General features: G+C 68.6%; 15 protein-coding genes and 1 pseudogene. 10 read left to right on the forward strand and 6 right to left on the reverse strand.

What is annotated here, in order from left to right; translation table 11 throughout:
- Positions 1-106: 106 nt before the first annotated feature.
- On the forward strand, positions 107-595 hold the full coding sequence (locus J2T23_RS11670) for a (deoxy)nucleoside triphosphate pyrophosphohydrolase (protein ID WP_307360092.1): 489 nt from the start codon (positions 107-109) through the stop codon (positions 593-595).
- On the opposite strand, the gene J2T23_RS11675 is transcribed toward J2T23_RS11670, so the two are convergent.
- The 3 genes from J2T23_RS11675 to J2T23_RS11685 all read right to left on the reverse strand — a co-directional run bounded on the left by J2T23_RS11675 (position 592) and on the right by J2T23_RS11685 (position 2,914).
- On the reverse strand, positions 592-1,710 hold the full coding sequence (locus tag J2T23_RS11675; RefSeq protein WP_307360159.1) for an Rv2578c family radical SAM protein: 1,119 nt from the start codon (positions 1,708-1,710) through the stop codon (positions 592-594). The two genes, J2T23_RS11670 and J2T23_RS11675, sit on opposite strands and share 4 nt — an antisense overlap.
- 95 nt (positions 1,711-1,805) lie before the next feature.
- Complete coding sequence (locus J2T23_RS11680) at positions 1,806-2,465, reverse strand: SIMPL domain-containing protein (RefSeq protein ID WP_307360094.1); 660 nt, start codon at positions 2,463-2,465, stop codon at positions 1,806-1,808.
- Positions 2,462-2,914: a hypothetical protein gene (locus tag J2T23_RS11685; RefSeq protein WP_141160941.1), complete on the reverse strand. Its 453-nt coding sequence runs from the start codon at positions 2,912-2,914 to the stop codon at positions 2,462-2,464. Before J2T23_RS11685 ends, J2T23_RS11680 begins: the two co-directional genes overlap by 4 nt.
- Positions 2,915-3,114: 200 nt before the next feature.
- Here J2T23_RS11685 and pheS point away from each other — a divergent pair, with 200 nt between their 5' ends.
- The 3 genes from pheS to J2T23_RS11700 are packed head-to-tail and all read left to right on the forward strand — an operon-like array spanning position 3,115 to position 7,455.
- Positions 3,115-4,176: a phenylalanine--tRNA ligase subunit alpha gene (gene pheS / locus J2T23_RS11690; RefSeq protein ID WP_141160940.1), complete on the forward strand. Its 1,062-nt coding sequence runs from the start codon at positions 3,115-3,117 to the stop codon at positions 4,174-4,176.
- A gap of 2 nt (positions 4,177-4,178) precedes the next feature.
- Positions 4,179-6,722, forward strand: coding sequence for a phenylalanine--tRNA ligase subunit beta (pheT, locus tag J2T23_RS11695; RefSeq protein WP_307360097.1), 2,544 nt, complete (start codon positions 4,179-4,181; stop codon positions 6,720-6,722).
- 28 nt (positions 6,723-6,750) lie between these two features.
- Positions 6,751-7,455 carry a 4'-phosphopantetheinyl transferase family protein gene (locus tag J2T23_RS11700; RefSeq protein ID WP_307360099.1) on the forward strand — a complete coding sequence of 235 codons (705 nt, stop codon included), beginning with the start codon at positions 6,751-6,753 and terminating at the stop codon, positions 7,453-7,455.
- Here the strand turns inward: J2T23_RS11700 and J2T23_RS11705 are convergent.
- The 3 genes and pseudogenes from J2T23_RS11705 to J2T23_RS11715 form a co-directional block, all read right to left on the reverse strand.
- The gene (locus tag J2T23_RS11705; protein ID WP_307360101.1) at positions 7,419-8,780 is read right to left on the reverse strand and encodes a M1 family metallopeptidase; all 1,362 of its coding nucleotides are present in this window, start codon (positions 8,778-8,780) and stop codon (positions 7,419-7,421) included. The genes J2T23_RS11700 and J2T23_RS11705 overlap by 37 nt on opposite strands.
- Positions 8,781-8,791: 11 nt before the next feature.
- Positions 8,792-12,708: pseudogene (locus J2T23_RS11710) on the reverse strand (Pls/PosA family non-ribosomal peptide synthetase).
- A 224-nt stretch (positions 12,709-12,932) separates the two neighbouring features.
- On the reverse strand, positions 12,933-13,898 hold the full coding sequence (locus J2T23_RS11715) for a quinone oxidoreductase family protein (protein WP_141181194.1): 966 nt from the start codon (positions 13,896-13,898) through the stop codon (positions 12,933-12,935).
- A gap of 156 nt (positions 13,899-14,054) precedes the next feature.
- Here J2T23_RS11715 and argC point away from each other — a divergent pair, with 156 nt between their 5' ends.
- Genes argC through J2T23_RS11745 form a run of 6 tightly spaced genes read left to right on the forward strand, consistent with a single transcriptional unit; the run spans position 14,055 to position 20,072 of the window.
- Positions 14,055-15,086, forward strand: a complete 1,032-nt coding sequence (argC, locus tag J2T23_RS11720; protein WP_307360104.1) for an N-acetyl-gamma-glutamyl-phosphate reductase — start codon at positions 14,055-14,057, stop codon at positions 15,084-15,086.
- Positions 15,083-16,249, forward strand: a complete 1,167-nt coding sequence (argJ, locus tag J2T23_RS11725) for a bifunctional glutamate N-acetyltransferase/amino-acid acetyltransferase ArgJ (RefSeq protein ID WP_307360106.1) — start codon at positions 15,083-15,085, stop codon at positions 16,247-16,249. The genes argC and argJ overlap by 4 nt, the downstream gene beginning before the upstream one ends.
- Before the next feature lie 55 nt (positions 16,250-16,304).
- The gene (gene argB / locus J2T23_RS11730; protein ID WP_307360108.1) at positions 16,305-17,264 is read left to right on the forward strand and encodes an acetylglutamate kinase; all 960 of its coding nucleotides are present in this window, start codon (positions 16,305-16,307) and stop codon (positions 17,262-17,264) included.
- On the forward strand, positions 17,261-18,514 hold the full coding sequence (locus tag J2T23_RS11735; protein ID WP_307360110.1) for an acetylornithine transaminase: 1,254 nt from the start codon (positions 17,261-17,263) through the stop codon (positions 18,512-18,514). Before argB ends, J2T23_RS11735 begins: the two co-directional genes overlap by 4 nt.
- Before the next feature lie 26 nt (positions 18,515-18,540).
- Positions 18,541-19,542, forward strand: a complete 1,002-nt coding sequence (gene argF / locus J2T23_RS11740; protein WP_141161621.1) for an ornithine carbamoyltransferase — start codon at positions 18,541-18,543, stop codon at positions 19,540-19,542.
- Positions 19,542-20,072, forward strand: a complete 531-nt coding sequence (locus J2T23_RS11745; protein WP_141160932.1) for an arginine repressor — start codon at positions 19,542-19,544, stop codon at positions 20,070-20,072. Before argF ends, J2T23_RS11745 begins: the two co-directional genes overlap by 1 nt.
- Positions 20,073-20,075: the final 3 nt, after the last annotated feature.

A 20,075-nucleotide genomic window follows, 5' to 3' on the forward strand; every position in this document is an offset into this window, starting at 1 on the left:
GCAGGAAGGTCCGGACAGTGGGGCAAACCCTGGGGGGCGGGCCACTATTCCCCCTGAGGGAGATGACGTTCCGGGCCCCTCCCATTGTCGCCCATAGAATGGGGCGGTGACTGGACTGATACAGGTGGTTGGCGGGGCAGTAGTGGATACGCTGGCCAATCCGGGGGCGTTGCTGGTGGCACGGCGGAGCGCTCCGGAGCATTTGGCCGGCCTGTGGGAGTTCCCGGGCGGTAAGGTGGAACCCGGTGAGGCTCCCAAAGCGGCGCTGGTGCGCGAACTGGCCGAGGAGCTGGGAATCGGCGTGCGGCTGGGAGCAGAGCTGCCGGCGGAAACCCCGGCCGGCTGGCCCCTCAACGACCGGGCCAGCATGAGGGTGTGGTTCGCCGAGGTGGCCAGTGGCGAACCCGCGCCGCTTGAAGACCATGACGAACTGCGCTGGATCCGGCTGGAGGACCACGCCGCTGTCCTTGGCTTGCCTTGGATACCGGCCGACTATCCGATTGTGCACGCACTCCTGGACTCTGTGTCGGCGCTGGTGCCGCAGTCCCTGGTACAGGACCGGCCCGCAGGCGGGGCCAACGCCAAAACCGGCTAAAAGAGGGAATCCTGCACGGCCGTCCCGGCCGCCGAAGAAGTCGTCGCGGGGGAGCCGGCAAGGGGTCCGCCGGGAACCGCGGTGGGAATGCTCCCCGCCGGGTACGCCGCTTCCTCGGCCCGTGGATCGTCGAGGTCCCTGTGGCTGAAGCCGGAGGAGTGCGTAAAGCCGTAGCGGGCCTTGAAGTAGCGGACCCTGCCCGCAAGCCACGTCCGGTACTCCTTGGATGCATAGGAACCGGTGCCGTAGAGCCGCCGGTAGCGTCCGGCCAGTTCAGGATGGTTGGCGGCGATCCACTTCATGAACCATTCCCTGGTGCCCGGCTTCAGGTACAGGGCCCCGGCGGTGACGCCGGTTGCTCCGGCGGCGGCCAGGGAAGCGAACAGGGCATCCAGGGCTTCGTCGCTGTCGGAGAGCCACGGCAGGATGGGCATGGCCATCACGCCGCACGGGAGCCCGGCTTCGCGCAGCCGGGACACCAGCCTCAGCCGCGCCCTGGGCCCGGGAGTGCCGGGTTCGATGGCCTCGGAGAGAGCTTCGTCGGTCATGGCCAGGGAGATGCCAAGTCCCACGGGTACCTGGGCAGCGGCGCGCTTGAGCAAGGGAATGTCACGTGCCAGCAGGGTCCCCTTGGTGAGGATGGACAGGGGAGTGCCGGATTCCGCCAGGGCATTGATGATGCCAGGCATGAGGCGGTACCTGCCCTCGGCCCGCTGGTAGGGGTCGGTGTTGGTGCCCAGCGCCACCTGCTGGCGCGTCCAGGAGGCCTTGTTAAGTTCCTTCCTGAGGACTTCCGCGGCGTTGACCTTCACCACCACCTGGCTGTCGAAGTCCATGCCGGCGTCGAAGTCCAGGTAGGTGTGGCTCTTGCGGGCAAAGCAGTAGACGCAGGCGTGGCTGCAGCCGCGGTAGGGATTCACTGTCCACTCGAAAGGCATCTTCGATCCCGCCGGGACCCTGTTGAGCACAGATTTTGCGGTGACCTCGTGGAACGTGATCCCGGCGAACTCGGGGGTGGTGACGGACCGGACCAGACCGGCCAGCGGAAGCAGCGCGGGGCCGGGTCCTCCTGCGGCATCCGGCGTGGGTACCAGTGCTTGCGCTTCCCATCTCATGGCACCATTCGAAAACATGTTCGAATTTAAGTCAAGGCGCCACGCAGTCCAGCCCAGGCGAAACAATGGCTCGACGCGGCGGGTACGGCTGCGGGCTAGGGCAGTAGCTCCCAGGTGACGGTGACGGCTGCCTCCACCCGGTTCAGGCCCAACTCAACCTGTGGCCCTTCCGTGGCGGATGCCCGCTGCAAACCGGCAAGCGGCACCGGTCCCGGGGCCGGGCACTGGTCGGTGACGGACAGGACACTGCCCAGGCCGGCCGAGGCCAATGCGGCATACTGCGCAGCGGAACTGAGCGCGTCCTGCCATGCAGCGTCACGGGCCTGTGCCCGGACCACCGAGTCGTCCGAAAGGACCAGCTGCAGGCTGTTGAGGCGGACATTGTCCCCGGCCGTGTGGACGGCTGCGGAAACGGTGGCGGCCGCGCTGCCTGGGTCCCGCAGCCTGACCGCGAGGCTACTGGAGGCTATGTAGCCCACAAGCCGCTGGCCTTCACCGTCCCGCCAGGCGAGGTCGGCGCGGACAGCAAGGCCGGCCGAGCGGATATCGTCCGGCCCAACGCCCCGGCTGCGGAGGGCCGAGCCAACTGCCGCCAGGTCCTTGCCTGCTGCCGCGTAAGCTTCAACGACCGATTCGGCGCGGCACTCGACACCTATGGAGACAAGCATCAGGTCCGGTGCGGCTTCCGCCCATCCGGTCCCCGTGACGGTGATGGTCCCCGGATCCCGGCTGGCCTGGGGGTCGCGGCCCGTCACGGATGCCTCGCCGCCCGGAGTGGGTAGCCGCCGGCGGCCAGGCCGGCCCGACGCTCAAAGATGTTGGCTGTCCCCGGATTGCCGGTCCGCAGCACGGACCAGCCGGCGGCCACCAGGTATAGGGGGATGAAGGGCAGCCCCAGGCACCACGCGTACTGGCTGCAATGCCGTTCCTCGTGTCCCAGCAGGGCAGGCCGGGACAACAGGTCCTCGGCCGTGCCGCGGCACAGCACCACGTTGCCCAGGGTGTAGGCGCCGGCGAAAGGCAGCCGCCAGCGGTAGCCGGCCGCAATGATCAGCCCGCGCGGGCCGTGCCTGATGTGTGTCCTGGCGGCAAGGGCGACGGCGAGCCCGGCCAGGGTGCTCCCGTTGAGGAGGTTGGCTGCCCGCCTGAGCCGCTGGGCCGTCGTCGGGCCATTCACCGAACCTGCGTGCTGCCGCAAAGTCATGAGGCCATGGTAACTGGAGGGTTCTACTAGACTGGAGGGCAGTGGCCGCCGGTCCTTCCGGCGAGCCCTGACCTGGTCATTGAATGACACTGACGTTCAGCGCATTCATCCATGACCTGCCGGCGACGGACGGGCCGCGCGGGAAACCGTGCATGGCTGACCGGCTGCCGGCAGCCACGACTCGTAGCTAAGAACAGTAGATGACTGAAACTTTGCCGGGCGCCGCCATCCCGAACCCCACGGATGAGGCCGCCATCAACGCCGCTGTAGACCAGGCCATCACCGCCATCGCCGGTGCGGCCACCCTTGACGAGCTGAAGGCGGTACGCCTGGCCCACAGCGGCGAGAAATCCCCGCTCAGCCTTGCCAACCGCGAAATCGGCCGGTTGCCCAAGGACCAGAAGGCGCTCGCCGGAAAGCTCATGGGTGCCTCCCGCGGCCGGGTCAACAAGGCGCTCGCCGAGCGCGCCGAAGTGCTCGAAGCCGAGAACGACGCCCGGATCCTGGTCGAGGAAACCGTTGACGTCACCGCCGCCCCCCGCCGCCGCCGCGCCGGTGCGCGCCACCCGCTGTCCACCCTGCAGGACCGCGTCGCGGACATTTTCGTGGGCATGGGCTGGGAGATCGCCGAAGGCCCCGAAGTGGAATCCGAATGGTTCAACTTCGACGCCCTGAACTTCAAGCCCGACCACCCGGCCCGCGAAATGCAGGACACCTTCTTCGTGGAGCCGCCCGAAGCCCACCTGCTGATGCGCACGCACACCTCCCCGGTGCAGGTCCGCTCCATGCTGGAGCGCGAAGTTCCCATCTATGTGCTCTGCCCGGGCAAGGTGTTCCGCACCGATGAACTGGACGCCACCCACACCCCGGTGTTCCACCAGTTCGAAGGCCTGGCCATCGACAAGGGCCTGTCCATGGCGGACCTGCTCGGCACCCTGGAGCACTTCACCCGCCAGATGTTCGGTGAGGAGGCAAAGGTCCGCCTGCGGCCCAACTACTTCCCGTTCACCGAGCCGTCCGCCGAGCTGGACATCTTCCACCCCGGCGCCAAGGGCGGCCCGCGCTGGATCGAGTGGGGCGGCTGCGGCATGGTCAACCCCAACGTCCTGCGCGCCGCCGGCATCGATCCGGACGTCTATTCAGGTTTTGCCTTCGGCATGGGCATCGAGCGTGCCCTCATGTTCCGCAACGAGGTTGCCGACATGCACGACATGATCGAAGGCGATGTACGGTTCAGCGAGCACTTCGGGATGGAGATCTAACAGTGCGTATCCCACTTTCCTGGCTGCGGGAATTCGCAGCAGTACCGGCCGGAGCAACGGCCGAAGACGTCATGGAAGAACTGGTCAAGGTCGGCTTTGAAGAAGAAGCCGTCCACCGCCCCACGGACACCCTCCAGGGCCCCGTGGTGGTGGGCCAGGTCCTGAGCCTGGTCAAGGAACCGCAGACCAACGGCAAGACCATCAACTGGTGCCAGGTCCGGGTTGTCCCCGAAGGCAAGGAACAGACCCTCACTGGGGACGGCATCGACCCGTCCGGCGTCCAGGGCATCATCTGCGGCGCGCACAACTTCGTTGAGGGCGACAAAGTGGTGGTCACGCTGCCAGGCGCCGTACTGCCCGGCGACTTCCGCATCTCCGCCCGCAAGACGTACGGCCACCTGTCCGCCGGCATGATCGCCTCGGTCCGCGAACTGGGGATCGGCGAGGACCACGACGGCATCCTGGTGCTTTCCCGCATCGGGCTGGACCCAGAGGTGGGCACCGACGCCATGGAGCTCCTGGGCCTCTACGACCAGGCGGCCGAAATCAACGTCACCCCCGACCGCGGCTACGCCTTCTCCATCCGCGGCGTCGCCCGCGAATACGCGCATGCCACCGGCACCGCCTTCACGGATCCCGCCTCCAGGGTCCAGGCACCGGCCGAACTTTCCGGCGGCTACGGCGTCAAGCTCAACGACGACGCCCCCATCTACGGCAAAGCCGGCTGCGACCGGTTCGTGGCCCGCACGGTGCGCGGCGTGGACGCCACCCGGCCCACCCCGCCGTGGATGGTCTCCCGGCTCCGGCTCGCCGGCATCCGCTCCATCTCCCTGCCCGTGGATATCTCCAACTACGTCATGCTCGAACTCGGCCAGCCCACGCACTGCTATGACCTGGACAAGCTCTCCGGCGACATCGTGGTGCGCCGCGCAACCGCAGGGGAGAAGATCACCACCCTGGACGGCAAGGAACGCACCCTTGACGCCGAGGACCTGCTCATCACTGACAACTCCGGGGCCATCGGCATCGCAGGTGTCATGGGCGGCGCGGCCACCGAGGTGAGCGACTCGACGTCGAACATCCTGGTTGAGGCGGCGCACTTTGACGACGTCTCCATCGGGCGTTCCCGGCGCCGGCACAAACTGCCGTCCGAGGCGTCCAAGCGGTTCGAGCGGGGCGTGGACTGGCAGGTGGCCGGCGTCGCCGCCCAACGCGTGGTTGACCTCCTGGTGGAACTGGCCGGCGGCACCGCTGACGAAGCGGGAACCGACGTCGGGACCGCCCCGGACACCGTCACCATCGAGCTGCCCGCAGGCTTCGCCGCTGCACGGATCGGCATCGACTTCACTGGGCAGCAGATTGTCACGTCCCTCGAGGACCTGGGCGCCGTGGTAGCAAAGAACGACGCCGGGTGGACGGTTACGCCGCCGAGCTGGCGCAGCGACTTGGAGACCAAGGAAGACCTCACCGAGGAAATCGCCCGGCTGGTGGGCTACGACAAGATCCCCGCCACCCTGCCGGTCGCCCCTCCGGGCCGTGGCCTGACCCGCGTCCAGCAGCAGCGCCGCCGCCTCATCCAGGCCCTGGCGGACGCCGGACTCACCGAGGTCCTGTCCTACCCCTTCGTGTCCAAGGCGGCCAACGACACGTTCGGCGTGGCTGACGAAGGAGGGGCGCGGACCGCCCTCAAGCTGGCCAATCCGATCAGCGAGGAGCACGGCTACCTGCGCACGTCCATCCTGCCCGGACTGATCGAGGTGGCCAAGCGCAACCACTCCCGGGGCTTCCGGGACCTGGCCCTGTTTGAATCCGGCCTGGTGTTCCTGCCGGAGGGGACCGTGGGAACTGCTGACATCCCGCCGCTGGGCGCCAAACCTGCCGATGAGGTTCTTGACGCACTGTACGACGGCGTCCCGAACCAGCCATTCCACATCGCGGCGGTCCTCACCGGCCACGATTCCCCGGCCGCCGCGAACCACACACCCCGCGTGTGGGACTGGGCCGACGCACTGGACGTAGCCCGCCTTGCCGGCGATGTGCTGGGCGTGGACCTGGTGGTCAGCCAGGGCAGCCACCAGGCGTTCCACCCCGGCCGCACCGCCCGGCTGGCGCTGCGCACGGGGGAGACCGTGGGCTATGCCGGCGAACTGCACCCCAAGCTGCTGGCCGCCTCGGACATGCCCGCCCGTTCGGTGGCACTGGAACTTGACGCCGATGCCCTGTTCGAGGCCGCACCCGATGTGATTGTGGCGCGCCACATTTCCACGTTCCCGGTGGCCACCCAGGACGTGGCGCTCGTGGTCCCGGCCGACGTACCGGCAGACGACGTCCTTGCCGCCCTGCGGGAAGGCGCCGGAGAGCTGCTGGAAGACGTGGCACTGTTCGACGTTTACGCCGGCAAGGGCATTGAGGACGGCAAGAAGTCGCTGGCCTTCGGGCTCCGGTTCCGGGCCGCCGACCGCACCCTGACCGCGGACGAGGCCTCGGCAGCGCGTGAAGGCGCCGTGGCCCTGGCAGCGGAACGCTTCGGAGCCGTCCAGCGCTAGATACTGTTCGGAGCAGGAAGGGCGGGTCATGGCGCAATGTGAAATGCGTGCAGTCCCGCCCTTCCTGCTGCCCGGGGAAGCGGCCGCGGTGCAGCGGGACGCCGAACGCCTCCTGGACAGCGCCGAACTCACGCGGGCCGCGGCCATGGCACCTGCCGCGGGCTGGATGTTCCTTGCCGGCCGCGTTTCCCAGAGGGTCTTTGCAGGCCAATTGCTCTCAGTTCCCGCCGCAGACCTCACCGTGGCCTACAGCTGCCCGCAGTGCGGAACAGGCCCCGGTCTCGGCCACGGCCGGCCGGGATACAGCTACCGGGGTGCCCCTGTGCCCCTGGCGCTGAGCCTGTCCCGGGCCGGTGGCTGGACGCTGCTCGCGGCTGTGGTGGACGCCTCCCCTGGAACGCGGCTGGGCGCCGACATCGAGGAGCCGGCCCGTAGCGGCTTCGACGGGTTTGACGAGGTGGCCCTGACGCCCGCGGAGCGGCGGACCCTCCGGGACGTCAAGGCCGAACTGCTGCCGGCGGCGAGGGCGAGGCTCTGGACACGCAAGGAAGCCTGGCTGAAAATGGCTGGCGACGGGCTCCGCACTGCTCCTTCCACCGTGGATGTGCGGGAACGTCCCGGCCTGCGTGACCTGGACCCGGCCGAAGCCGGGTTGCCTCCACACTTTGCGGCCGCCGTCGCGCTTTCCGTGCGCGCTCAGGCCAGCGGCAGTGGCGGCAGCGGCTCCTCGTAAAGCCAGGGGTGCAGCAGCGTCTCCGCATCGACGGCCGTGGCACCACTGACGGCCACGATGAAATCCTGCGTGGTGACCGAGCCGTGCCTGTGGCCGGCGGTCCATTCCTGCAGCACCGCGAAGAAAGCGAGGTCGCCCACGGCCATCCGGACCGCGTGCACGGCCAGCGCGCCGCGCTTGTAGACACGGTCGTCGAACATCCGCTCAGGACCGGGATCGCCCACCAGGATGTCCTGGTCCTCTGACGCCAGCCGGCGCCAGGCCGCGGCGGCCCGCTCAGCCACGCTCATAACGCCTGCCTCCTCGGACCAGATCCACTCGGCATAGCAGGCGAAGCCCTCGTGCAGCCAGATGTCCTGCCACCCGGCAGCGGTCAGGGAATTGCCGAACCACTGGTGCGACAGCTCATGGGCGATCAGGCGCTGGGACTCCCACTCCAGGTCCAGGTGGTTGGGCCCCAGGATGGCCAGCGACTGGGCCTCCAGCGGAATCTCCAGTTCGTCATCCGTTACCACCACCGTGTAACCGGGGAAGGGATAGGGCCCGAAGCAACTGCTGAACGTGCGCATCATGGCCGGCTGCCAGGCCAATCCCGCGATGGCACGCTCTGCCAGCGCGGGGGAGACGGCCACGGATTGCGGAACTGGCATCCCGTGCCGTCCACTGTCCAGCGCCAGCAGTGCGTACCGGCCAATCTGCACCGTGGCCAGGTACGCGGCCATCGGCTCCGACTGTTCGTAGACCCAGGTTTCCCGGCTGGCGCGGGGAGTATGCGATTGCAGAACGCCGTTGCACACCACCCGGTAGTTCGCTTCAGTGGTGACCGTGAACCGGTAGCTGGCCTTGTCCCCGGAGCGGTCGTTGCAGGGGAACCAGGAGGGTGCACCGTTGGGTTGCCCGGCCACCAGGACACCGTCCGTAAGTTCCTCCCAGCCCACCTCGCCCCACGGCCCGCGGCGGGGCCTCGGACTGCCCTCGTAGCGCACCTCCAGGGTGAAGGGCTGTTCGGGTTCGAAGGGGCGCGGCGCAGTCACCACCAGCTGCCCGGCCCGCTGGCTGAACCGGAGCGGCTTGCGGCCATCCAGCAGGACCTTCGTTGCCCGCAGACCAACAAGGTCCAGGACAATGGCCGACGTCGGAGCGCAGGTCACGCCGTGCAGCACCGCTTTGCCGCTGAGACGGTTGCTGGCCACGCGGTAGTCCAGGTCCAGTTCGTACCGCTCGACGCGGAAGGCATGTGTCCCGGCGCCGGGCAGGTACGGGTCCGGGGAGGTTCCGGCGGCTGCGGGAGTAGTGCCCCGGGCGGCTGATGCTGAAGAACTCATGGGACCTTCGGTTAGGTGGCAGACGGCGATCCGGGCCCGCTCCATGGGCTGACCGGGTTACCCATCCAGTACGTTGCGGCGGGCACTGCTTCGCCGCGCATCACCAAGGATGCCGGCCCCACCGTTCCGCCTGCGCCGATGCTGGCCTGGGGGAGGATGACCCCGTGCGGGCCCATGGTGGCCCCGTCCTCGAGCGTAACAGCGTCAATGCTCATGACCCGGTCGTGGAACAGGTGCGTCTGCACCACGCAGCCCCGGTTGACCGTGGAATTCCTGCCAAGGGCCACCAGGTCGGCCTCAGGCAGCCAGTAGCTCTCGCACCATGTGCGGCGCTGCCGATTTTCGCCCCGAGCGCCCGCAGCCACCAGACCAGCGCCGGGGTGCCCGACGCTGCCCGGGCGAACCACGGCGCCGTGACCAGTTCGATGAAACTGTCCACCACTTCGTTCCGCCAGATAAAGGAGCTCCACAGTGGATGTTCGCCGGGGCGGATCCGCCCCACCAGGACCCACTTCGCGGCGACGGACGCCGCTGCTGCCACAAGGCCCGCCAGCAGCATTACGACGCCGGTGAGCAGGGCGGCGGCGGCGTAGCCCCAGGTCGCTGCGATCCAGTCGAAGGCCAGCATGGTGCCGGCCGCAATGGCGACCGTGAGCATGACAGGCAGGAAGCGGCCCAGTTCCCACAGGGAGCGGGCGACTTTCAGCCGCGCCGGGGGCTGGAAAGTGCGCGAATCGTCGGAGGCGATCGCGGTCCGCCGCAAGCGGACGGGCGGGCTGCCCAGCCAGGAGGTGCCGGATTTTGCCTTCGCCGGTGTAGCGGACAGGACGGCTACGAGTGAGTTCTTGGGAACGCTGCGGCCGGCGGCGGTCATGCCCGAATTGCCCAGAAACGACCTTTTGCCGATCTTTGCCGGTGCCACCCGTAGCCAGCCGCCGTCGAGCTCGTAGGAAGCCACCATGGTGTCATCGGCGAGGAACGCCCCTTCACCCACGGTGGTCATCTTCGGGATCAGGAGCACCGTGGAGGCCTCCACGTTCCTTCCGACCTTGGCGCCCAGCAGGCGCAGCCATACCGGCGTGAACAGGCTCGCGTAGATGGGGAAGAGCAGGTCCCTGGCCAGGTCCAGGACCCGCTCGGTGGCCCAGATCTGCCAGCCCACCCGGCTGCGGATCCGGTAGTAGCCCTCCGTGATCCCGGTGGACAGGAGGCGCGTGGCAACCAGGACCAGAACGGCGTTCGTGGCGAACCACACCAGTGATGCCGGGGCTAGGGCCGCCAGCAGCCGGGGGAGGGCCCCGGTCAGCGAGGTACTGCCCTGGATGAAGGTGAACGCGACCCACAGCGCGGCGGCAGCAGACAGGTACGGCATGAAGGACAGGCCCGCAGACGCCAGGGCAAATCCGGCAAACCAGGCACGTGCGGCAAACCTGCCCTGGGCCGGGGCACTTGGCACGCTGTGCTTGGCCTTGCCCTGCCGGCGGGCCGGTGAACCTGCCGCAAGTTGGCCTGCCTTCACCTTCCCCAGCACCGCGGAACCTGCTTCCACCTGCGACCCGGCCCCGATCGAGGCGCCGGGCATCAGCGTGCTGCGCGCACCCACGCTGGCGCCGCGGCCAATGCGGATGGCCCCGATGTGCACGTCGTCGCCGTCGATCCACCAGCCCGACAGGTCCACCTCCGGTTCCACGTTGGCTCCGCTGCCCAGCGTCAGCAGTCCCGTGACGGGCGGCAGCGAATGAAGCTGGACGTCCTGGCCGATCTTCGCCCCCAGCGCCCGGGCATAGTACGGCACCCACGGCGCACTGGCGAGGCTGATGGCTCCTGCCAGGTCCTGGATCTGTTCCGCAAGCCACAACCGCAGGTGGACGCGCCCGGACCGGGGATAGATGCCTGGCCTGACGCCGCGGAGGAGGAGCCTTGCAGCCGCGATGGACAGCAGCATTCGTCCGGCCGGGCTGACGAAGACCAGCCAGGACGCCGCCACCCACCACCATGAAATGGTTGGTGCGGCCGTAAATCCGGCGAGTCCTGCCAGCAGGTTGTTGACGGCCATGAGGTAGGTCAGCCACCGCATGCCCACCAGGATGTGCAGCGGCACGCCCATCAGCGTCTGGAAGACCTGCGACTTCCTGGCAGTTGGCCGCACCGTCCGCTCCCGCGCCGGAGCGGAGTCGCCGCCCTGGTTGACTTGCCGCGCCAGCTCCACCAGCGCCCCCACCCTCGGCGTCGCGTAGACGTCGGCCACCGTGATGGTGGGGTAGCGGGCCCTCAGCGCGGAGACCAGCTGGGCGGCGGACAGCGAACCGCCGCCGTAGGCGAAGAAGTCGGCGTCCAGCGAGGTGACGGGGCTGCCCAGCACGCTGCTCCATTGCTCCACGATCCACCCGGCATCATCCGGAAGGTTCAAGGGAGCCGCATCCGCCTCTGCGGCGCCCGCACCCGCCAGCGGCCACGGCAGGGCGTGCCTGTCCACTTTTCCGCTGGTCTTGGTGGGCACCGAGTCAACAGTCGTCAACAACGGCACCAGCGCCGCCGGAAGGCTTGCCGCCAGCTGTTCCCGTGCCGCACCCAGGTCCATGTCATGGCCCGGGGCGGAGGCAAGGTAGCCCACCAGGATTTGGTTGCCTGCCGCGGTGGTCTGCACGGCGGCCGCGGCGCCGGCCACCCCGGGGAGGGCCTGCATGGCTGCGTCGATCTCACCGAGTTCGATCCGGCGGCCGCCCAGCTTGACCTGATCGTCCGCGCGGCCCTGGAAGATCAGACCTGCCTGTTCGAACCGCACGAGGTCGCCCGAGCGGTAAGCCCGGTCCCACCCCAGGCTGGGCATCGGGGCGTACTTTTCCGCATCCTTGGCCGGGTCCAGATAGCGGGCCAGGCCCACCCCGCCGATGATCAGTTCACCCGTTCCGCCCTCGGGCACCGGAACGCCGGCGGCATCGACAACGGCAAGGTCCCAACCCGCCAGGGGCAGCCCGATCCGTATTGGTCCAGGCCCGCCCAGCGGCGCCGCGCAGGCCACTACCGTCGCTTCCGTGGGCCCGTACGTGTTCCAGACTTCCCTGCCCTCCACGGCCAGGCGTTCGGCGAGTTCCGGCGGGCAGGCTTCGCCGCCGAAGATCAGGAGGCGGACGTTTTCGAGGGATTCCGCGGGCCACAGTGCTGCGAGCGTGGGCACGGTGGAGACGGCGGTGATTGCGTGGTTGATCAGCCAGGGGCCTAGGTCCATGCCGGTGCGGACGAGGGCGCGCGGTGCGGGTACCAGGCAGGCGCCGTGGCGCCAGGCGAGCCACATTTCCTCGCAGGAAGCGTCGAAGGCAACCGAAAGGCCGGCCAGGACGCGGTCCTGCGGGCCCAGCGGATCATCCTGGAGGAACAGCCGGGCCTCCGCATCGACGAAGGCTGCAGCCGACCGGTGCCGGACGGCCACCCCTTTGGGCGTTCCCGTGGACCCCGACGTGAAGATGATCCAGGCGTCGTCCCCGGGTTCGGGCGGGCGCGCACCCTTGAACGGGCCGCTGCGTACCGTGCCCGCCGGCCCTGGCTCGATCGAGCCCCCGGCCCCAAGGATCGCTGCCACCCCGGCTTCGCCAAACACGAGCCGGGCCCGTTCTTCGGGATCGTCCGCATCCACGGGAACGTAGGCCGCGCCCACCAGGAGGATGGCAAGGATGGAGACGTACAGTTCGCTGGTTCCGGACGGGATCCGCACGCCGATCCTGTCACCGGCGCCCAGTCCGGCAAGGTGGAGCCGGCGTCCCGTGGCTCGGACCTCGTCCAGCAATTGGGCGTAACTGAGCGACGTGCGGCCGTCGTCCAGGGCCGAGGCGTCGGGAAACCGTGCGGCCGTGTCCTGCAGCACATCAATCAGGGTGCGGGCAGGCGGTGCCGCGGGAGCCCCGGCCAGCTGGGGCCGGTGGACGGCAATGCCGTGGCCGGCGTCCCCGGACGCCTGGTCCCGGCCACCGGCTCCTGCGCCGTCCCGGATGATGCTGGCTGGCTCCACGCCGGAACCGGAATCCCCGAAGGGGACCTGCTGCTGAGTCACCTGCGCATTGTGCCGGGACAAGATGAACGGAAGGTGTCGCGCGCGCCTGGACGGTCCGATTCATGCCGTTCGGGCGTTTGCCTGTTGTTCACGTCGCCCCGCGGCTATGGCACCAGGAGGACTTTCCCGGTGGTCTTGCGGCCCTCGAGGTCGCGGTGCGCCTGCCCGGCCTGGCTGAGCGGGTAGCGTGCGCCGATCCGGACCTTCAGGCTGCCGTCGGCCGCGGCAGCGAACACCTCGTCCGAGCGCCAGCGCCGTTCCGCCGCGTCCCGCAGGTAGTGGCCCATGGTGGGGCGGGTCAGGAACAGGGAGCCCGCGGCGTTGAGGCGCTGCGGGTCAAACGGCGGGACGGGCCCGGATGCTGCTCCGAACAGCACCAGCATGCCCCGGATCCGCAGCGCTGACAGGGAGCCGTCGAACGTATCCTTACCCACGCCGTCGTAGGCGACGTCGACGCCGGTTCCGCTGGTGATGTCCCGGACCCGCTCCGCGAAGCCGTCGTAGCGCAGCACGTGGTCCGCGCCGGCGTCGAGCGCAAGCTGTTCCTTTTCGTCGGTGGAGACCGTGGTGATGACTTCCGCGCCACGTGCCTTGAGCAGCTGGATCAGCAGCAGCCCCACGCCGCCGGCGCCCGCGTGCAGCAGGACCTTGTGGCCTGGTTCCACCTTGAAGGTGGAATTCATCAGGTAGTGGGCGGTAACGCCCTGCAGGGGGAGCGCTGCGGCAGTGAAGACATCCAGGCCTTTGGGTACCGGCAGTGCCGCATCCTCATCCACCAGGGCGTAGTCCGCGTAGCAGCTGACGCCTTCCGCGGTGGCTACCCGGTTGCCCGCGGCGAAGCCGGTCACGCCCTCGCCCACTGCCTCCACCGTGCCCGCTGCCTCCGAACCGGGAGTGAAGGGGTAGGAGACTTTGTAGGTGCCGCTGCGCTTGTAGGTATCGATGAAGTTGACGCCCGCCGCGCCGACCTTGACCAGCAGCTGCCCCGGGCCCGGAACGGGGGGCTCCGACTCCGTATACTCAAGGACTTCCGGTCCGCCTGCCTGCCGTGCGACGATTGCGTGCGTCATGGCGCTCCTTTCGCGGGTCCCGGCGTCTCCGGCCCCGGCTGCCGAACCCATCCTAGGGACACAGTGGGCTGGCAGGACAAGTACCAATCGCCTGATAGCCATCCTATATGCATAATTATCGGTAGCAATGCATAACTATTGCTGTATAGTCGAAGCATGACTATTTCTGTTGCGGTTTCGGGAGCCAGCGGCTACGCCGGGGGAGAGGTCCTCCGCCTGCTTGCCGGGCACCCCGGTGTGACCATCGGCGCCATCACAGCCCACAGCAACGCCGGTTCCCGCCTCGGTGAACTCCAGCCCCACCTGCACGGACTGGCCAGCCGCATCCTCGAGGACACGACGGTGGAGAACCTGTCCGGCCACGACGTCGTCTTCCTTGCCCTGCCCCACGGTGCTTCCGCGGAGATCGCCGCCCAGCTGCCGGAGGGCACGGTGGTCATCGACGCCGGCGCAGACCACCGGCTCGAGGACCCCGCCGCCTGGGAAAAGTTCTACGGCTCCGCCCACGCCGGCACCTGGCCCTACGGTCTTCCGGAGCTGCCCGGCCAGCGCGAAGCACTCAAGGGCGCCAAGCGCATCGCCGTTCCCGGGTGCTACCCCACGTCCGCCCTCCTCGCCCTGGCTCCCGGCTTCGCGGGGCACCTGCTGGAGGCCGACGACGTCGTGATCGTTTCCGCTTCCGGGACCTCAGGTGCGGGCAAGGCCGCCAAGGTCAACCTGATTGGCTCCGAGGTCATGGGCTCCATGAGTCCGTATGGCGTGGGCGGCGGCCACCGGCACACTCCGGAAATCGAGCAGGGCCTGTCCAATGCTGCGGGGGAGCAGGTCTCCGTTTCCTTCACGCCCACCCTTGCCCCGATGAGCCGCGGCATCCTGACGACCGCCACCGCCAAAGTCAAAGCAGGCACCACGGCCGCGCAGCTGCGCCTGGCCTGGGCCGAGGCGTACGACGACGAGCCGTTCGTCCACCTGCTGCCGGAAGGCCAGTGGCCGACGACTAAATCGGTCCAGGGCTCCAACCATGCCGCCATGCAGCTGGCCTTCGACGCGCATACCGGACGGGTCATCGTCACCTGCGTGATCGACAACCTCACAAAGGGCACTGCCGGCGGCGCCGTGCAGTCCATGAACATCGCACTCGGCCTGCCGGAAACCGCCGGCCTCAACCTGCAGGGAGTAGCCCCGTGACCATCACCGCACCCCAGGGATTCCGGGCCGCCGGCGTCACCGCCGGACTCAAGGCCTCCGGCAACCCTGACCTTGCCCTGGTCGTCAACGACGGCCCCTCCAAGGCAGCCGCCGCCGTCTTCACCAGCAACCGCGTGGCAGCTGCCCCCGTGCACTGGTCCCGCCAGGTGGTCTCCGACGGCCGGGTGGACGCCGTCATCCTCAACTCCGGCGGGGCAAACGCCTGCACCGGCCCTACCGGCTTCCAGAACACCCACAGCACAGCGGAGAAAGTGGCGAAGGTCCTTGGCATTTCGGCCACCGACGTCTTCGTCTGCTCCACGGGACTGATCGGCGAGCAGCTTCCCATGGACAAGATCCTGCCGGGGGTGGAGGCTGCCGCGGCGGCGCTGAGCACCGATGGCGGTCCCGCCGCCGGAACCGCCATCATGACCACGGACAGCGTGCCCAAGTCAGCGCTCTTCATCGGCACCGACGCCGACGGCCAGGAGTTCAGCATCGGCGGCATCGCCAAGGGAGCCGGCATGCTGGCCCCGGGCCTGGCCACCATGCTGGTGGTGCTCACCACGGACGCCGACGTACAGCCGGAAATGCTCGACGTCGTCCTCCGCGACGCCACCCGTGTCACCTTTGACCGCGCCGATTCGGATGGCTGCATGTCCACCAACGACACCGTGGTCCTGCTGGCCTCCGGCGCTTCCGGGGCTGTGCCGTCCGCCGAGGCGTTTGGTGCCGGGTTGACGCAGGTCTGCGCCGAGCTGGCACGCAAACTGATTGCCGATGCCGAAGGCGCCAGCCATGACATCGCCATCCGGACCTTCAACGCAGCCAGCGAAGCCGACGCCGAGACGGTCAGCCGCTCCGTGGCCCGCTCCAACCTCTTCAAGGCCGCCATTTTCGGCAAGGACCCGAACTGGGGCCGCGTGCTCTCCGCCGTGGGCACCACCGATGCCATCTTCGAACCGGACAAGCTGAACGTCGCCATGAACGGCATCCAGATCTGCCGGAACGGCAGCATCGGCGATGACCGCTCCCTGGTGGACCTGGAACCCCGCGAAGTCCTGGTGGAAATCGACCTGCAGGCAGGCGACGCCGAAGCCACCATCTGGACCAATGACCTCACCCACGACTACGTGCACGAAAACAGCGCCTACTCCAGCTAGGAATCCCAGCCGGCGCGCGACCCGCCAGGCCCAAACTGCCGTGGAAAGTGACACCATGAACACCCAGACGCGTGAAACCACCAGCATGTCCGCCGCCCAGGACAAGGCAGAAACCCTGATCGAGGCCCTGCCGTGGATCCAGCGGTTCGCCGGCACCACCATGGTGATCAAATACGGCGGAAACGCCATGGTCAACGACGAACTCCGGCGTGCCTTCGCCGAGGACATCGTCTTCCTGCACCACGTGGGCATCCATCCCGTCGTGGTCCATGGCGGCGGCCCGCAGATCAACGCCATGCTGGGCCGCCTGGGCATCGAATCCGAGTTCAAGGGCGGCCTGCGCGTCACCACCCCGGAGGCGATGGACGTGGTCCGCATGGTCCTCACCGGCCAAGTGGGCCGCGAACTGGTGGGCCTGATCAACTCCCACGGGCCCTACGCCGTCGGCATGTCCGGCGAAGACGGCGGCCTGCTCCGCGCCGTCCGCACCGGCACCGTGGTGGACGGCAAGGAGGTGGACCTGGGGCTGGTGGGCGAGGTGGTCGGCGTCGACCCCGCAGGCATCATGGACATCCTCGCCGCGGGCCGCATCCCCGTGATTTCCACGGTGGCCCCGGAAATTGTCGACGGCGGTGACAGCGTGGCGGGAGCCGCGCGGTTCCAGCCCACCGGCCAGGTCCTGAACGTCAACGCCGACACGGCAGCGGCCGCCGTGGCCTCGGCGCTTGGCGCCTCCAAGCTGGTGATCCTGACCGACGTCGAAGGCCTCTACGCCAACTGGCCGGACAAGTCCTCCCTGATCTCGTCCCTCACCGCGTCGGAACTGCGGAAGATGCTTCCGAAGCTTGAGTCGGGCATGATCCCGAAGATGGCCGCGTGCCTCAAGGCCGTCGACGCGGGCGTGGAACGCGCACACATCGTGGACGGGCGGCTGGCCCACTCCATGCTTCTTGAAACATTTACGACGGCGGGCATCGGCACCCAGGTAGTCCCGGACGAGGAGATCAACGGATGAACACCATGGAAAAGTCCCCCGTGACTGAGCTCGTGGAAACCACGGGCCACGCAGGCTCCGAGTGGCTCTCCCGCTACTCCAGTTCGCTGATGAACGTGTTCGGCACGCCGCAGCGGGTCCTGGTCCGCGGCGCCGGCTGCCTGGTCTGGGACGCGGACGGCAAGGAGTACCTGGACCTGCTCGGCGGCATCGCCGTCAACGCCCTGGGCCACGCGCACCCGTTCGTGACCTCGGTGATCGCCAGCCAGTTGGCCACCCTGGGGCACGTCTCCAACTTCTTCACCAGCCCCACCCAGGTCGCGCTGGCCGAAAAACTCCTTGACCTGGCCCACGCGCCCGCCGGTTCCAAGGTGTTCTTCAGCAACTCCGGCACCGAAGCGAACGAGGCCGCATTCAAGCTGGCGCGCCGCAACACCGGCGACGGGCCGGTGAAACGGGCCAAGATCATCGCCCTTGAAGGTGCCTTCCACGGCCGGACCATGGGGGCGTTGGCCCTCACCGCTAAGGAAGCCTACCGGGCACCCTTCGAGCCGCTGCCCGGCGGCGTGGTGCACATCCCGTTCGGTGACATCGCCGCACTGGAAGCCGCCGTGGACGACACCGTCGCCGCTGTCTTCCTGGAACCGATCCAGGGCGAAGCCGGCGTCCGTCCGCTGCCGCCCGGTTACCTGAAGGCGGCGCGGGAGGCCACCAGCAAAGTGGGCGCCCTGCTCATCCTGGACGAGGTCCAGACCGGCATCGGCCGAACCGGCAAGTGGTTCGCCAGCGAGGACGCGGGCATCGTGCCCGACGCCATCACCCTGGCCAAGGGGCTGGGCGGGGGCTTCCCCATCGGCGCCCTGGTCACATTTGGTGAGCAGACGTCGTCGTTGTTGTCCGCAGGCCAGCACGGGACCACGTTTGGCGGAAATCCCGTGGCGACCGCAGCGGCCCTGGCCACCCTCCACGTCGTGGAAAGCCAGCACGTGCTGGCCAATGCGGCGGCGGTGGGGGAGCACCTCCGCTCCGCGCTGGCCGCCATCCCCGGCGTTACCGAAGTCCGCGGCGAAGGACTGCTGATCGGCTTCGACCTGGACGGCGACGTCGCGCCGGCCGTGGTGCAGGCCGCCCTCGACGCCGGATTCATCGTCAACAGCCCGGGTCCGCGCACCATCCGCCTGGCACCTCCGCTGATCCTCACCACAGCGCAGGCCGATACCTTCCTCTCCGCTTTCCCGGCAATCTTCCAAGCAGCTAAGGACGCCCAGTGACCCCCACAGCTTCATCCCTTGGTACGGTGCCTGGCAGCACCCGGCACTTCCTCAAGGACACCGACCTCAGCCCCGCCGAGCAGGCAGAGGTGCTGGAACTCGCAGCCCGGATGAAGGCCGCCCCGTACAGCGTCCAGCCCTTCGCCGCGGAGGGCAGCGGCCGCAAGACCGTGGCTGTCATCTTCGACAAGACCTCCACCCGGACGCGCGTCTCGTTCGCCACGGGCATCGCGGACATGGGCGGCAACGCCCTGATCATCAACCCTGGCGAAGCACAGATCGGGCACAAGGAATCCGTGGAGGACACCGCCAAAGTCCTCGAGCGGATGGTCTCCACCATCGTGTGGCGCACCGGCGCGCACGACGGCCTGGTGGCCATGGCCGCCAACTCCAAAGTCCCGGTCATCAACGCCCTGTGCGACGATTACCACCCGTGCCAGTTGCTCGCTGACCTGCTCGCCGTCAAGGAACACAAAGGCGACCTCAAGGGGCTCACCATGAGCTACCTGGGCGACGCCGCCAACAACATGGCCAACTCCTACCTGCTGGCCGGCGTCACGGCCGGGATGCACGTCCGCATTGCCGGCCCGGAAGGCTACCTGCCTGCCGCGGAGATCGTGGCGGCCGCGAAGGAACGGGCGGCCGAAACCGGCGGCTCCGTGCTCATCACCACCGATGCCAAGGAAGCGCTGCAGGGGGCGGACGTCGTGGCCACCGACACCTGGGTGTCCATGGGCCAGGAAGCCGAGAAGGAAGCCCGGATGCAGTTGTTCCGCGAGTACTCCGTGGACTCAGGCGCCATGGCACTCGCTGCGGATGACGCCGTCGTGCTCCACTGCCTGCCCGCCTACCGCGGCTACGAAATCTCCGCCGACGTCATCGACGGCCCGCAGTCCATCGTGTGGGACGAAGCCGAGAACCGGCTCCACGCCCAGAAAGCGCTGATGGCCTGGCTGATGCACCGGTCCGGCCTGGCCTTCGTGGACGGCCTTTCGCCCGTCGAGGGCACCGGGGAGAGCACGTTCTAGTGTCCTCCCAGCCGTCCTCCCCGGGCACCAGCCCCGCCACCAAGACCGCCCGGCAGGCGCGCATCACCGCCATCCTCACCGGGCAGTCCGTGCGTTCCCAGGCGGAACTGGCGGCGCTGCTGGCGGACGACGGCGTGCAGGTCACCCAGGCCACGCTGTCCCGTGACCTCGTGGAGCTGGGGGCCGTCCGTGTCCGCGGCAAGGAGGGCGTCCTGGTGTACGCCGTCCCCGGCGAGGGGGGCGAACGGGGCGCCAGGAGCGGCGTCACCCAGGAGATCCTGGACGCCCGGCTCGCCCGGCTGTGCAGCGAACTGCTGGTCACCGCCGAAGCCTCCGCCAACATCGCCGTCCTGCGGACCCCGCCCGGTGCCGCGAACTTCCTGGCCCTGGCCATCGACCACTCGGTGATGCCCTCCATCCTGGGCACCATCGCCGGTGACGATACCGTCCTGCTGGTCTCCCGTGACCCGCTGGGCGGCCCGGACCTCGCCGCCCGCTTCCTGCAACTCGCCGAGGAAGCCGGGCAATAAGCT

This window comes from Pseudarthrobacter niigatensis (genome assembly GCF_030812615.1).
GTDB classification, from domain to species: domain Bacteria; phylum Actinomycetota; class Actinomycetes; order Actinomycetales; family Micrococcaceae; genus Arthrobacter; species Arthrobacter niigatensis.

Bases quoted from the DNA above. Each gene is read 5' to 3' on its own strand.
- argB (WP_307360108.1), top strand. From the start codon at position 16,305: ATGAACACCCAGACGCGTGAAACCACCAGCATGTCCGCCGCCCAGGAC.
- J2T23_RS11705 (WP_307360101.1), bottom strand. From the start codon at position 8,780: ATGAGTTCTTCAGCATCAGCCGCCCGGGGCACTACTCCCGCAGCCGCC.
- J2T23_RS11700 (WP_307360099.1), top strand. From the start codon at position 6,751: ATGGCGCAATGTGAAATGCGTGCAGTCCCGCCCTTCCTGCTGCCCGGG.
- J2T23_RS11735 (WP_307360110.1), top strand. From the start codon at position 17,261: ATGAACACCATGGAAAAGTCCCCCGTGACTGAGCTCGTGGAAACCACG.
- J2T23_RS11715 (WP_141181194.1), bottom strand. From the start codon at position 13,898: ATGACGCACGCAATCGTCGCACGGCAGGCAGGCGGACCGGAAGTCCTT.
- pheS (WP_141160940.1), top strand. From the start codon at position 3,115: ATGACTGAAACTTTGCCGGGCGCCGCCATCCCGAACCCCACGGATGAG.
- J2T23_RS11685 (WP_141160941.1), bottom strand. From the start codon at position 2,914: ATGACTTTGCGGCAGCACGCAGGTTCGGTGAATGGCCCGACGACGGCC.
- J2T23_RS11675 (WP_307360159.1), bottom strand. From the start codon at position 1,710: ATGAGATGGGAAGCGCAAGCACTGGTACCCACGCCGGATGCCGCAGGA.
- argC (WP_307360104.1), top strand. From the start codon at position 14,055: ATGACTATTTCTGTTGCGGTTTCGGGAGCCAGCGGCTACGCCGGGGGA.